This is a genomic window from Acinetobacter sp. TAC-1 (assembly GCF_029025845.1).
GTDB lineage: Bacteria > Pseudomonadota > Gammaproteobacteria > Pseudomonadales > Moraxellaceae > Acinetobacter > Acinetobacter guillouiae.
Genome location: NZ_CP118892.1, coordinates 1797683 through 1811655, shown reverse-complemented (window position 1 = coordinate 1811655; position 13973 = coordinate 1797683). Strand labels below are relative to the sequence as shown.

The 13973-nt window shown below is 37.3% G+C and carries 12 protein-coding genes; 4 read left to right on the top strand and 8 right to left on the bottom strand.

Annotation, left to right across the window (positions count from 1 at the left end; translation table 11 throughout):
- Positions 1 to 211: 211 nt before the first annotated feature.
- Positions 212 to 1657: a replicative DNA helicase gene (dnaB, locus tag PYV58_RS08375; RefSeq protein WP_004719332.1), complete on the top strand. Its 1446-nt coding sequence runs from the start codon at positions 212 to 214 to the stop codon at positions 1655 to 1657.
- Between the two features lie 57 nt (positions 1658 to 1714).
- Here the strand turns inward: dnaB and PYV58_RS08370 are convergent, their stop codons facing one another.
- A complete protein-coding gene (locus PYV58_RS08370) occupies positions 1715 to 2137 on the bottom strand; it encodes a DUF4259 domain-containing protein (RefSeq protein WP_004719330.1) in 423 nt (140 codons plus the stop codon).
- Between the two features lie 282 nt (positions 2138 to 2419).
- On the opposite strand from PYV58_RS08370, the gene alr reads away from it, so the two are divergent.
- On the top strand, positions 2420 to 3493 hold the full coding sequence (gene alr / locus PYV58_RS08365) for an alanine racemase (protein ID WP_034613409.1): 1074 nt from the start codon (positions 2420 to 2422) through the stop codon (positions 3491 to 3493).
- Positions 3494 to 3559: 66 nt separating this feature from the next.
- On the opposite strand, the gene PYV58_RS08360 is transcribed toward alr, so the two are convergent.
- The 5 genes from PYV58_RS08360 to PYV58_RS08340 all read right to left on the bottom strand — a co-directional run bounded on the left by PYV58_RS08360 (position 3560) and on the right by PYV58_RS08340 (position 8155).
- Positions 3560 to 3988: a BLUF domain-containing protein gene (locus tag PYV58_RS08360; protein ID WP_004719325.1), complete on the bottom strand. Its 429-nt coding sequence runs from the start codon at positions 3986 to 3988 to the stop codon at positions 3560 to 3562.
- A 334-nt stretch (positions 3989 to 4322) separates the two neighbouring features.
- A complete protein-coding gene (locus PYV58_RS08355) occupies positions 4323 to 5057 on the bottom strand; it encodes a proteasome-type protease (protein WP_004822453.1) in 735 nt (244 codons plus the stop codon).
- A 73-nt stretch (positions 5058 to 5130) separates the two neighbouring features.
- Complete coding sequence (locus PYV58_RS08350) at positions 5131 to 5910, bottom strand: transglutaminase family protein (protein ID WP_004822455.1); 780 nt, start codon at positions 5908 to 5910, stop codon at positions 5131 to 5133.
- Complete coding sequence (locus tag PYV58_RS08345) at positions 5907 to 6515, bottom strand: alpha-E domain-containing protein (protein WP_004822456.1); 609 nt, start codon at positions 6513 to 6515, stop codon at positions 5907 to 5909. The genes PYV58_RS08350 and PYV58_RS08345 overlap by 4 nt, the downstream gene beginning before the upstream one ends.
- 38 nt (positions 6516 to 6553) lie before the next feature.
- The gene (locus tag PYV58_RS08340; protein ID WP_034613407.1) at positions 6554 to 8155 is read right to left on the bottom strand and encodes a circularly permuted type 2 ATP-grasp protein; all 1602 of its coding nucleotides are present in this window, start codon (positions 8153 to 8155) and stop codon (positions 6554 to 6556) included.
- A gap of 310 nt (positions 8156 to 8465) precedes the next feature.
- On the opposite strand from PYV58_RS08340, the gene PYV58_RS08335 reads away from it, so the two are divergent.
- Both PYV58_RS08335 and PYV58_RS08330 read left to right on the top strand, forming a co-directional pair.
- Complete coding sequence (locus tag PYV58_RS08335; protein WP_004719313.1) at positions 8466 to 9461, top strand: WYL domain-containing protein; 996 nt, start codon at positions 8466 to 8468, stop codon at positions 9459 to 9461.
- 423 nt (positions 9462 to 9884) lie between these two features.
- Positions 9885 to 10841 (top strand): hypothetical protein, encoded by a 957-nt coding sequence (locus PYV58_RS08330; protein WP_034613405.1) that lies wholly within the window; start codon positions 9885 to 9887, stop codon positions 10839 to 10841.
- Positions 10842 to 10902: 61 nt separating this feature from the next.
- Here the strand turns inward: PYV58_RS08330 and PYV58_RS08325 are convergent, their stop codons facing one another.
- Positions 10903 to 11841, bottom strand: a complete 939-nt coding sequence (locus PYV58_RS08325; protein WP_034613399.1) for an ADP-ribosylglycohydrolase family protein — start codon at positions 11839 to 11841, stop codon at positions 10903 to 10905.
- Positions 11842 to 11965: 124 nt separating this feature from the next.
- The gene (mnmG, locus tag PYV58_RS08320; protein ID WP_034613397.1) at positions 11966 to 13846 is read right to left on the bottom strand and encodes a tRNA uridine-5-carboxymethylaminomethyl(34) synthesis enzyme MnmG; all 1881 of its coding nucleotides are present in this window, start codon (positions 13844 to 13846) and stop codon (positions 11966 to 11968) included.
- Positions 13847 to 13973: the final 127 nt, after the last annotated feature.

The window sequence follows — 13973 nt, the reverse complement described above, 5'->3', positions numbered from 1 at the left end:
AGAAAAAAAGAGCATACTTTTGTATGCTCTTTTTTTATCTTTAAATTTTACCTCGGATCAGCTGAAATTGTTTCTAGTTGATTCATTACCCTACTTATCGGTATTACTGTTAGATACTTTTAGTATTTTGCATTAAGATAAGTGAGTACTTCAGTACACACGTACATTACGTAAATAATGTTTTTGCACGATTTAAAAATCAAGGTTTTATATGTCTCAGGCAACTGCCACAGCTCAACAGAATCCCTTCAGCACTGATGCAAAAAACAAAGACAATGCTCAGTTAAAAGAGTTTCGCACGCCTCCTCATAACTTGGCAATTGAACAAGCTGTACTGGCTGCATTGATGACGGTTGCTGAGTCTTTTGAACAAGTCAGTGATACTTTGAATGAAACTGATTTTTATGCAACACGTCACAAATATATCTTCCGTGCAATCGAAAAACTGGCACAAGAAAACTCTCCATATGATGCAGTTTTAGTCAACGATTGGCTGATTAAGCAAAACTTGCTTGATGCAATTGGTGGTGAAGAATATTTAATGCAATTGATGTCAGATTCACCTTCAAGTTTCTATAACCTAGAAACCTATGCGGGCAAAATCAAAGAATTTTCAACGTTAAGAAGCATGATTAAAGTGGGCAATGAAATCCTGCAAAATGCTTATGACACCAAAGGTCGTGAAGTCAGTGAAATTCTAGATCTTGCTGAAACCAATATTTTCTCTATTGCAGAACAACATAATAATAATGCCAAAGCACAAGGGCCAAAAGCCATTACCTCAGTTGTAGCAGACGTTTTTGATAAGTTAAATGAACTTTCTCAAATGGAAGGCAATATCACTGGTTTAACCACAGGTTTTATGGAGTTAGACAATAAAACCTCTGGTATGCAAGCTGGTGATATGATCATTGTTGCTGCACGTCCGTCGATGGGTAAAACAACCTTTGCCATGAACCTTGTAGAAAGTGTGTTATTTAACTGTGATCTTCCAGCACTGGTTTTCTCTATGGAGATGCCAGCAGACTCTATCGCCATGCGTCTCATTTCAGCGTACGGTAAAGTCCATCAAGGGCATTTACGTTCGGGTAAACTTGACGGCGATGAATGGTCTAAAGTCACAGGAACCATTTTACAGCTACAAGAAAAACATCTTTATATTGATGATTCATCTGCACTGCCACCAACGGAACTTCGGGCACGTGCACGACGTATTGCCAAACAACATGGCGGCAAGCTGGGTTGTATCATGATCGATTATCTGCAATTGATGAAAGTACCAGGCATGGGTGATAACCGTGTTGGTGAGATTGGTGAAATTTCACGAAGCTTAAAAGCCCTTGCCAAGGAAATGATGTGCCCTGTTATTGCACTGTCACAGCTTAACCGTTCTCTGGAAAACCGTCCAAATAAACGTCCGGTAATGTCCGACTTACGTGAATCAGGTGCAATCGAGCAGGATGCCGATTTAATTATGTTTATTTACCGTGATGAGGTTTATAACAAAGAGTCGAAAGAAGCAGGCACAGCTGAAATTATCATTGGTAAACAACGTAATGGCCCGATCGGGACTGTGCGTTTAGCCTTTGAAGGTCAATACACGCGCTTTAGTAATCTATCGCCTGAGTATTATGCGCAATATCAAGATGAAGAATAATGCTGATCAATAGATTTAGCATCATTTAACACTGCTGTTGAGATGAGATTTTAATCTTCAAATCTTGGAACTTAAAGTCTCTCTCAACGTTTCAATATTCTTAGTCCATTCATCATAATCATCTGAATCTTGCCAAAGCTCATCCAATTCAGAGTTTTCACTGGTCAATAATAATAATGCAGTCAATGCTTTGGGAATAAGCGCATAATTGACATTGTTTTTATTCTGTTCAAGCCATTTTTCTACAGGTTCAGGATAATATTCATTTTCTTCAATCCCTTCACCAAATGATTTAGCTAAAACATCTGCTGCAGCATGCGCAATACAACCAATATCGGCATCGATAAACTCTTCGGTTGCCATATCAATCATTTCATCAAAAGCTTGTTCAATGACAACATGCCCATCTTGCTCTTCAAACTCATAGGCCCAATCACTTGCAGTATCATTTCCAAATGGTTCATGTGACCATGTTCCCATATACCCTCCGAAATAAATCCTTAAATTTAAATATAAAATGTACGATTTTATTTAAAAAATAAAGTGCTATATCTTTACAAATTATGTGCAAAGCGCTTAACAAAATTTTATCGATACAAAATCAATAAACCATTAAAAACACAAATGTTTATGTTTATTTAAAGCTGATAGGACTACAATATTTAGCGTTTTAAAGCTGCACTTTTTTTAAAGTTAGGCTTTTATCTCTATTTATGCGATTTAGCATTATTCAATCTTTGCCATTCCTCAGGAGTAACTAGGGTGCGTCAAGCAACAGTTTATATTGACAGTGAAGCACTGCAATATAATTTAAACCGAGTCAAACAACTTGCACCAAGCGCTAAAATTGTCAGTATGGTTAAAGCCAATGCATATGGACATGGCGTCAAGGACTGTTTAGCCGCCTTAAATGCGACTGATGCCTTTGGTGTCGCCTGCCTTGCTGAAGCCTTAGAGATTCGAGCATTAGGCTATCAACAACCGATTACTCTCATCGAAGGTATTTTCAGCGCTGATGAAATGATTAGTGTTCTTGAAAACAACCTTGAAATCGTTGTACATCATCAACCACAATTGGCTTGGTTACGTGCACATAAAAAACAATATATCGACAAAGGTTTAAAAGTCTGGGTAAAACTCAATAGCGGTATGAACCGATTGGGTTTTAAGTTTGCTGAAATTATTGAAGTGATTCAATCACTCAAAGCAGAAGGTTTTACCTGTGTGCTGGCCATGCATTTTGCCAATGCAGATGCGGATCATCACCCGTTAAATGAACAACAGAAAGATCAATTCTTACAGGTAAAAGCTGCTTGTGAACCGATCTTAGCTTCCTGCTGCAATTCTGCTGCCATTTTTAAATGGCCTGAACTGAATTTTGATTTTGTACGTCCAGGTATCATGCTTTACGGCGCGTCTCCCTTTGCAGATCGAAGCGTTGCTGAACTAGACATCAAACCTGTCATGAGCTTTACCGCTGAAATTATTGCACTCAATCATATTCAAGCAGGTGAATCTGTAGGCTATGGCTCTACATTTTTCTCCAAAAATGAAATGGATATCGCCATTGTTTCAATAGGCTATGGGGATGGTTATCCGCGTACTTTTCCTCAACAAAACTATGTCAGCATCAATGGTCAAATGACAGCGATCATTGGTCGTGTCGCAATGGATATGATCGCAATTGATGTCACTGGTTTAGATGCACCGCTAGGTACAGTCGTTGAACTGTGGGGCAAAGATCGTTTGGTTGATGATGTGGCTGCTGCCAATGGTACGATCGGTTATGAGTTACTCTGTCGTATGAGTGCTCGCCCTATCCGTAAAAAACTTTAAACACGCGTTCTCGATTCAAGATGAAAATCCAAGCCATCGCTTGGATTTTTTAAGAGTTTTCAGATTTCAGACAAATTCTTCTGGCTGTTCAATCTCATAGAGTAGTTTAAGTAATGTCGGGATATCCTGCTCATCTAAACTTAATGGGCGAAAATGGTTATAGCCCTTACTCTCGAAGTATTGTTGAATTTTGCCATTTCGTCTCACGTATTTCATAGACCACTGTGAAAAATGCCCTTGCTCAACATGGCCTGCTCTAAACAGCTTGATCTGATGATGTCTTGGATCTTTATGCAATTTTTCCAGTACATGTAAGATAACCACTTCCTCACCTTCTAGACATTGAAAAAAATGCTCATCTGCAAAATACAGAACGCCTTGAACTTGATGAAGTATATTAAAATCTCTCGCTTCACCTAAAATATCTCTTAAATCATTGAGTATTTGATGATGGGGTGAAGTTGTTTTACTTGCATAGCATAATTGAAAAGTCATGTAATTCTTCTATTTTTAACTTTCATTATTTATAAACAATTATTTGCGATCATACAAGTCTTAACATTTTATTATTTAATTGTTTATCATTTTTTTATTCGGATTGCTTTACAGCACATACATAATAACCATGCTCTTTAATTTTTTTAATTTAAAACAGTGATTTAATATATATTTATCATTAAAAACACAAAGTAAATCATGATCCACCTAGTCAATTGTCTCGATATAAATTTTAGAATAAAAGAAACATAGAATTGAATTTATGCGACCTCTTTATAATTTTTAATATAAAAAAAGCGAGATTAAACTCGCTTTAAAAGCACATAGAGTATTATTCAAAATAATCATTGGTCGGCTTAGGTAAATCTTGCAAACCTTTCTTTAAAGTTTCAGACCATTGTTTGCTGATGTGTTGAAAATAAGGATCACTGTCGTTAATTCGCTTGCCTTTTGGTACCTCTAGGCTGTCTTTAAGATAAATCATCGCATCTAATGGCATACCAACAGATACATTTGAACGTAAAGTCGAATCAAATGAAATTAAACTACAACGTAACGCTTCATCTAAAGGCATATCATAACTTAAGGCACGATCTAAAATTGGTTTACCATATTTACTTTCACCAATTTGAAAATAAGGTGTATCACTGGTTGCAGAAATAAAATTACCTTGCGGATAAATATTATAAAGCTGCATTTCCTCTCCACTGATCTGGCCACCAACCAATAAACTACAATAATAGTTACTTTGCTCTTGAGTATCTTCAGTGACATCTGCAATGACTTTGCGTAGGGTTTGCCCAACCAATCCTGCAACCTCGAACATCGTATTCACGCTATACAAATTGGGTTCTTGCTTAAGTGCCAAATGATTTTCTAAATGTCCAATCACCGCTTGTGTCGTTGCAAGGTTGCCAGAAGTTTGAATACAAATAAAGCGTTCGCCTTTTACCCCAAACGTATAAAGTTTTCGATATACAGAAATGTGATCGACTCCAGCATTGGTTCGGGTATCACTAATAAATACTAAACCTTGTTTGAGTCTTAAAGCACAGCAATACGTCATGAAACTACCTATACAACTAAATTTGAGATTAATCACATTCTGCAATTATTCACACTATTTACCATTGCCACCACTAACATGCAAGCACTTGAACAATAGAGTACATGGTTTCAGTGCCACCTTGCTCTCTTACTCCACGAACGGGTGCAACATCCCAATAGTCGCGTCCAATCGCTACATAGACATGTGATTCTGGGCGGAATAATTGATTACTGACATCAATAACATGCCATTTACCATCTAAAAATACCTCTGTCCAAGCATGACTTGCCAAATGCGATTGATTATTTACATATAAGTAACCAGAAACGTAGCGAGCTGGTACCCCCAATGCTTTGGCCATCGCAATCAAGACATGACTATGATCTTGACATACCCCTTGCCGTGCTGAAAAAGACTCCATTGCGGTATGCGTTACTGTGGTACTTGCGCTGATATAAGGCATATGTTGCAACAAAGCTTCTGCTAATTTTTGGAAATTCGCCCAACGCTTATGCGTTATATACTGTTCAGCAAAAGCAATCATTTCTGTATTGCACAAGGTTGCAGTGGTTGGCTGTAAAAAAACCACAGGCGATACCTGATCTTCGATACCAAATTGATTGTCTACATTAATATCGACAATCCCCTGCGCCATAATGGACATTTGTTGATAAGGCTCAATTTGCGAACTGGTCAACCAGACATTATCAAAAGCATCTTTTTTAATGTGTTTTTCACCGGGAACACTGACATGCCAACCCGTCACCTGTTGATGCAAATTAGACTGTGGTGTCATCTTGATATACTGAATACTATTTTTTGCCCATTCAGAATATTGGTAATGCGTTTGGTGATTAATCATCAGTTTCATAAGCGATCCAATTCAAATAATGAGTCAATATGGTCACTAAAATGATAATAATTCATACGGTCTGGTTGGTTTTTTAGTTCTTCCCAAACTTCAGGCAAACTACACATACCATGTTGATCTAAACGATCAATCAAATGATTCAATTGTGTCAAAGTCACTGATTTATCTTGATTCAGACGTAATTGACGATCAAATTGTTCCATTTTTTGCCCTAAGCTAAAAAATAGAAACAATAATTCATCATCTTCTGCTTCTAATACATCATTACACTCTTCACAAACATCACAAATAAAACCAGCATTTTGCTCTGCCTGTTGTAATAACTGATTTAATTCGGCAAAGGACTGTGCTGAAATCACCCCACGTAAATCATGAATATTATTTTTGGCACATAAAAAATGCTGATGAAATGATGCAGGTTGCTCATTGTCTAAAATCAATTCATTTAAAGAACTTGCATCAAATGCGGGTAAACAAAAAGCATGTGCATAATCTAAAGCCAATTCATTGGTTTTAAATGGAAATTGACTACACAAATATTGAATACGGGTTAAATAGCGCCCTAACCAAAATATATTCTGTGCATTGGTACTGAGTAAAATCATGTTTGCTCTCCTTTGGCTGGGATTATTTGAAGGTGGGGCTAAATTGAATATTCATCAATTACCCATGTATCCTTAATTCCACCACCTTGTGATGAGTTGACCACCAGTGAACCTTGTTGCATCGCAACACGAGTCAAGCCACCTGGAACAATTTCTATGCGTTCTGGTGAGCTGAGAATAAATGGTCGTAAATCAATATGACGTTCAGCAATTCCTTGGGAAGTTAGTGTTGGTGCAACAGATAAATTTAAGGTGGGTTGCGCGATATACGCAGAGGGTGAAGCCATTAACTTCATTTTAAATAGGTCAATTTCTTGTTCAGTTGCTTTAGGACCGATGAGCATCCCGTAACCACCTGAACCTTGAGCCTCTTTTACCACCAATTGATCCAGATTTGCCAAAACATAATCCAAAGCTTCAGCTTCACGGCATTGATACGTCGGTACATTGGACAAAATTGGTTTTTCATTTAAATAATAAGCAATCATTTGATCCACATAGGGATAAATCGACTTATCATCTGCAACGCCTGTACCAGGTGCATTGGCAATCACCACATTTCCGCTTAAATAAGCAGACATCAACCCTGCAACACCTAAAGTGCTATCAGGTCTAAAGCTTAATGGGTCTAAAAAACCATCATCCAAACGCCTATAAATTACATCAACCTGTTGACGTCCACGGATAGTTTTCACATAAACCTTGTCGTTTTCAACAAAAAGATCACGTGATGTCACCAATGGCACACCCATTTCCCTTGCTAAAAATGAATGTTCATAATAAGCACTGTTATAACGTCCTGGTGTTAAAACCACGATTGTTGGGCAATCTACTTTTGAATTTTCAGCCAAAACGTCCCGCAACAATTGTGGATACAACTCAATATTGGCAACGTGTTGATTGCATAATTCAGGCATAAGTTTTTGACTCATCTTACGACTTTCAAGCATATAGGACACACCTGAAGGCGTACGTAGATTATCTTCTAAGACAAAAAATTCACCTTTGCAGTCCCGAACAATATCAATTCCACTGATTTGACTGTAAATATTTCCATTCAAGCGATGATTCATCATCACCGGTTGATAAGCTTCATGAGAAAGCACTTGTACTGCTGGGATTAAACCTTCTTTTAAAATATTTTGTTGATTATAGATATCCGCTAAAAATAGGTTTAAGGCTTGAATACGTTGTGTACAGCCTGCTGCAACCTTGTTCCACTGTTGCTTGGCAATCACACGTGGGATTAAATCAAATGGTATGGTGCGGTCAATTCCCGATTTTTCACCATAAACTGCAAAAGTAATTCCTTGATATAAAAAATGCGCTTTGGCTGTTTCATTGAGTTTTTCAAGTTGGTAAATGCTGTGTTGAGATAACCAATCTTCGATTTTTTCAGCAGTTTCGGGCGAAAGAACCTGATCATCCGTCATTTCATTAAAAAAAACCGAATTCATTTGTTTAAGTAAATGATGTGAGGCTTGTTGTGCATCGATATTTAGATTGATGGCCTGTTGAATATTTCCTATCTGTTGTTGATTCGTCGTTTCAGTTTTTTCTTCTGCCTCAGCAATTGGCAAAGCGAAGCGATCTGCATAATTCTCATTGCTTGAATTTGTATCTATGGTTTCTTTTAGCATACAAACCTCTTTTTATCTTCTCTAATGGCTTCTTTAATAATGCAATATCAATGCCAAAATATTATTAAATCGCCATATCCTGTATTCTTCACCTGTACAATTAAATCTTTCTGGCTCAGTTTTATTAATTCATTGTTTACTATTGCACTCAATGTGAGTTTTGATCGAACTTGTTTCAAAATTTTTTAGCTAATATTTTCAACACCTAAGCAACTACTCACAGGATATAACTTGCAGAATCAGTTTTAATTTTCTATTGTGTAGCTGATTTATTTCCCTTAAACATTCACGATTCCATTGATACCAAACCATGTCTGCACAAGAAAAAGAAACTTCCAATAGCCTCTATCGCCAATGGCAAATCCTGTCCCGACTCTCTACTGGGAAGTGGATGGGCACACGTGAATTACAAGAAGTTTTAGAACGTGAAGGGATCGAAATCAGCTTACGCACGATTCAGCGTGATCTAAATCAGATTGCTCAACGCTTTCCGATCGAGAGTAACAAAACTGTACCACAAGGCTGGCGTTGGCGTTCAGATGCCCCGATTCAAAGTCTGCCGCATATGACCAGCTCGCAAGCAGTCACGTTTATGATGGTTGAAGAACATTTAAAACACCTGCTTCCACCGAGTTTAATTGATGAAATGAACCCTTGGTTCGATTTGGCACGGCGTAGCCTTTCTACGCAGAACAATGTTCGACAATGGATTAACCGTGTTCGAATTGTGCCTGCAAGCCAACCAGTAATCCCTCCTCTGGTGGAAAGACATGCACAGCAAGCCATTTATGAAGGACTACTACAAGATAAACAAATTGAATGTGTCTATCGTGCACGTGGTTATCAGGGTGAAGAGAAAACTTATACTCTAAATCCTTTAGGTTTGGTTCAAAAAGGTGCAATTATCTATTTGATTTGTACGCGTCATGACAAGACAGAAGTTCAAACCTTTGCATTACACCGTTTTAAATCTGCAACTGTTTTAGATTTACGTGCTTTACACCCAGTCAAATTCGATATTGATGAATATATCGATTCTGGTGCGCTGGGCTTTAGAGTCGACTTTTCTCGACCGACCGAAAATGTTGAATTAAAATTAGTTATGCACGAAGATGATGCACAATACTTTACGGAGAGCCAACTCAGTAAAGAGCAAAAAGTTGAACAACTGAATGAAGAACTGTATCAAGTCAGTGCTGTGGTTCCATTTACCTCACAACTGGTATGGTGGTTAAGAAGTTTTGGTAAAAAGATTGTCCGAATTGAGCCTGTTGAAGTGTTTAATGCGGTACATGAAATTGAATAATCTATCGACTTCATCCAAGCGAAAACAATCAAAATAAAAAGAGCCTTTCGGCTCTTTGATTTATTGTTTTGATTGTTGTTTTTAAATTTTATTGTTTTTGCGCTGATATAAAACCCATGTCACATTTTTACATGTCCACAAGACATGGGATTTATTGGAGTATGTTAAACATCACATGTTACAGCACACAAGTTCAGCACTATTGTAGCGGATTGATTTCATTGTCATGGTGTTCACCTCTCGTTTGAATGTAAATTGACTATAGCGATGATTTTGCAAACTGAAAAATAATTAAAACTGCTTTGTTTTTCATCAATTCTGTTTAGGAGTTATTTTTATAAAGTTAGATTGGATCTGTTTATTAAATCTGTTAAACACACTACACTTGATTAAAAATCAAAAGTAACCAATGAGAAATATTCAATGATTAAAAAAATGCTTATATTATCAATAACAAGTTTGTACTTAACAGGTTGTGGTGGTGGAAATGATTCCAATAATAACAATTCACCGTCTGAGCAACTCCCGCCAAATAAAGTTGAAAGCCAGTTACTCATTACTAAAGATAATCAAATTACTTCATTACAAGCAAATGTTGAAACTCAAGACCAAACGAAGCCATTATATAGAGTAATGCAAAGCTTTGAAGCTCCAAATCTGAATGAAGTAGGCACTTATGAACTAAGTTACAATTATTATGAATTTCAATTCAATGCAAAAAATCAATTGAATGAAAACCACAGCTATATAGTTGGCGTACTTTTTGATAAACAAGATCTCACTAAAGAACCTGAAATTACTCGATTAATGGATGTTACCTCCATAACGAATCCTATTGAATATATCTGTTATTCTTATAGAACTGGTTGTAAGAATATAACAATGTCAATCGATCCAAATTCAGGAAGTAGTTATGCTACATTCAACAACACGTTGTTATATAATGAAGATACTTCAGAGAAAATAGAAATTAAACTCAATGGAAAAATTTCAGGTACCTTATCCAAACCACCTATAAAAATTCAAAATATTGAAAAAACTGATATAAAAAATAATATTGTGCTATATAACACCCTAAATAACAGCTCAACCAACTTTAATGGAAAACATTTTAAAATCTCTTTTACAAATCATAATATCATTGAGTTTTGGTCAAGCTCTTTGAGCCCATTTGATAACTTATATATAAAAACCATTGATAATCAGGCTACTGAATCACACTTTAATATTTATTCAAATATTGTCCCATCACCCAAAGTAAAAGCAGACTCTTTAAAAAACATCCAATTTAATCCAAAAACGTTTACATTTAACTTTAGTAAAGTAAAACTAGATGGCGTATTAAAAGATGATTACTTAGATGGCCAAGTTGGCCTGTAGAATTTATAAAATCAAAGGGTCATCATTAAGATTTTCCTTTGATTTACATAAATATTTGCCTTTAAGCTGGCACATTGGAGAGTAGTTTGGTCAATAAGGGTTCAACTAAATCTTTAGCTCTGAGCTGCGCTAACCATGATTCTGGAATTGAATCAAAACCAAAATATAATCCAGCGATTCCTCCTGCGACACAAGCCGTTGTATCTGTATCTCGACCAAATGCAATGGCTGTTTTAATGACATCTTGATATGTTGTTTGTTTTAATGCATATCTAGCCGATTTTAAACAATCAACCACATAACCACTGCCTGTTCCCTTTTCCAATTCATCAGGTCGAATATAATATTCTAGTTGTTCTAGATCATCTGGCTTATCTTTTAAATAAGCACGTAATTTTGTCACTGCATCAGACCAAGCAGCTGCAATATCCAAACCATTTAATATAGACCTTGCCCATAAACAATATAAAGCACAGCAAACTTTAGAACGTAAATGCGCATGTGTGACATGTGATTGCGCATAAGCATCTTCAATCAACTGTATATCTGAACCTTGATGCCAAATTGCTAGAGGTAATACCCGCATCAATGAACCATTGCCATTTGCAAGTACATCATTATTTGCAACCTGTAATAATGGCACACCAGACAGATAGTTTCTTATGGCTTCAGCAGTTTGTACTCCAACATCAAATACTTGAAAATCCACAGCCATATAACCACATTGATACCAGTTGCATATACGTTTCATAAAATCTTCTGTATCCATTTTATTTTTATAAAGTAATGAATCCAAAAGGCATAAAGCTTGTGCGCCATCATCTGACCATGTCCCTACTGGAATATGAGGATAGGTCTTTGCAAAATTATTCGGTGGGAGCATTTCAATTTGGTCATAGGCTGGTAACTGCTCAGCTAAGAGAAATTCATATGATACCCCTACAGCATCACCTACTAACAAACCATAGATTGCACCTTTTAATTGATCTTGTTTTGTCATGTTTTACTCTAAAACCTATTTACTTTTTATATTGTCATAATGACAATATATTTTCAATAAAAATTCCCCTTTGCTATAGACAATAAAAAACCCGCATATAGCGGGTTTCTTACAATTCAACATCTTAAGCTGATTTTCTCGCTTGGTTATTTTTACGAATTGTAATCATCACCAATTGAACAGCAGCAGGTGTTACACCCGGAATACGGCTGGCTTGTGCCAATGTTTCAGGTAATACATTTTTCAGTTTCATAGTGATTTCACGAGAAAGTCCTGAAACGATATCATAATCAAAATCAGCTGGAATTTTGGTATCTTCCAAACGCTTCATTTGCGCAACATCTTCTTGCTGACGATTGATATAACCTTCGTATTTCACAGCAATTTCAATCTGCTCACCGACAAATGCAGATACTTCAGAACCGGTTAATTCAGCAATTTGTGCAAAGTTGATATTTGGGCGTTTAAGTAAATCGATTGCAGAACATTCTTTAGAAAGATCAGCGCCTGTCAATTCAACGAATTTTTTCCCCATTGGATTGTTCGGTGCAGCCCAAAGATGTTGTAAACGACCTGTTTCTTTTTCGACTGCTTCCATTTTTTCACAATAAGAAGCCCATCGCTCATCATCAACCAAGCCCATTTCACGGCCAATTGCTGTTAAACGTTGATCAGCATTATCTTCACGAAGCATCAAACGATATTCCGCACGAGAGGTAAACATACGGTACGGTTCTTTGGTACCTAAGGTAATCAAATCGTCGACCAAAACGCCCATATACGCTTCATCACGTTTAGGCGTCCATTGCTCTTGATCCCACGCACGACGTGCAGCATTTAAGCCCGCCAATAAACCTTGTGCACCAGCTTCTTCATAACCTGTTGTACCGTTAATTTGACCTGCAAAATACAAGTTATTAATCGATTTGGTTTCAAGTGAGAATTTCAAAGACTGCGGATTGAAATAATCATATTCAATTGCATAGCCTGGACGAAGAATGTGTGCATTCTCCATACCACGGATAGAGCGTACCAACTCAAACTGCACATCAAATGGTAAAGATGTTGAAATACCATTTGGATAAAGCTCGTGTGTATCCAAGCCTTCTGGCTCAAGGAATACCTGATGCGAATCTTTATCTGCAAATTTATGAATTTTATCCTCAATCGATGGGCAATAACGTGGACCTACACCTTCAATCACCCCGGTATACATCGGCGAACGGTCTAAACCACCACGAATAATCTCATGAGTACGCGCATTGGTATGCGTGATATAGCAATTAACTTGCTCAGGATGCATCAAAGCATCCCCCATAAATGACATGGTTGGTGATGGGAAATCACCCGGTTGTGGAATCATCACAGAAAAATCGACAGAACGTGCATCAATACGTGGTGGTGTACCAGTTTTTAGACGACCTACTGGCAAGTTTAATTCACGTAAACGAGCTGCTAACGAAATTGATGGTGGATCGCCTGCTCGTCCACCTGAAGAATTATTTAGGCCAACGTGAATCACGCCACCTAAGAATGTACCTGTGGTTAACACCACAGTTTTCGCATCAAAGCGAATACCCATTTGGGTCACTACACCTTTAACCGTATCGCCTTCAACAATTAAGTCATCTGCAGATTGTTGAAAAATATCTAAATTGGCTTGATTTTCAAGTGTATGACGAATCGCGGCTTTATAACGGATACGGTCAGCTTGTGCACGAGTTGCACGTACAGCTGCGCCTTTACGCGAGTTCAAAATACGAAATTGAATACCGCCCTTGTCTGCAGCCAATGCCATTGCACCACCTAAGGCGTCAATTTCGCGAACAAGGTGAGATTTACCAATACCACCAATGGCTGGGTTACAGCTCATCTGCCCTAAAGTCTCAATGTTATGAGTCAAAAGCAGAGTCTGTCGACCCATACGCGCCGCAGCCAGTGCCGCTTCCGTACCTGCGTGACCGCCACCGATAACAATGACATCGTAAACTTTAGGATAATGCATAGTGATAAATGAGAGATAAAAGAATGACAGGAAATTATAGCAAAATTTTACTTCTAGTTTTAGGCAGTTTTACAAATATTATTTCCCTCAATCATGCGTATGAACGATTAAACATCTCTTATACATA

What these genes read in the sequence shown, in the direction of transcription:
- PYV58_RS08370 (WP_004719330.1), bottom strand. Translation starts at nt 2,137, where the DNA reads ATGGGAACATGGTCACATGAACCATTTGGAAATGATACTGCAAGTGAT.
- PYV58_RS08330 (WP_034613405.1), top strand. Translation starts at nt 9,885, where the DNA reads ATGATTAAAAAAATGCTTATATTATCAATAACAAGTTTGTACTTAACA.
- PYV58_RS08345 (WP_004822456.1), bottom strand. Translation starts at nt 6,515, where the DNA reads ATGATTTTACTCAGTACCAATGCACAGAATATATTTTGGTTAGGGCGC.
- PYV58_RS08335 (WP_004719313.1), top strand. Translation starts at nt 8,466, where the DNA reads ATGTCTGCACAAGAAAAAGAAACTTCCAATAGCCTCTATCGCCAATGG.
- PYV58_RS08340 (WP_034613407.1), bottom strand. Translation starts at nt 8,155, where the DNA reads ATGCTAAAAGAAACCATAGATACAAATTCAAGCAATGAGAATTATGCA.
- dnaB (WP_004719332.1), top strand. Translation starts at nt 212, where the DNA reads ATGTCTCAGGCAACTGCCACAGCTCAACAGAATCCCTTCAGCACTGAT.
- PYV58_RS08325 (WP_034613399.1), bottom strand. Translation starts at nt 11,841, where the DNA reads ATGACAAAACAAGATCAATTAAAAGGTGCAATCTATGGTTTGTTAGTA.
- PYV58_RS08355 (WP_004822453.1), bottom strand. Translation starts at nt 5,057, where the DNA reads ATGACGTATTGCTGTGCTTTAAGACTCAAACAAGGTTTAGTATTTATT.
- PYV58_RS08350 (WP_004822455.1), bottom strand. Translation starts at nt 5,910, where the DNA reads ATGAAACTGATGATTAATCACCAAACGCATTACCAATATTCTGAATGG.
- mnmG (WP_034613397.1), bottom strand. Translation starts at nt 13,846, where the DNA reads ATGCATTATCCTAAAGTTTACGATGTCATTGTTATCGGTGGCGGTCAC.
- PYV58_RS08360 (WP_004719325.1), bottom strand. Translation starts at nt 3,988, where the DNA reads ATGACTTTTCAATTATGCTATGCAAGTAAAACAACTTCACCCCATCAT.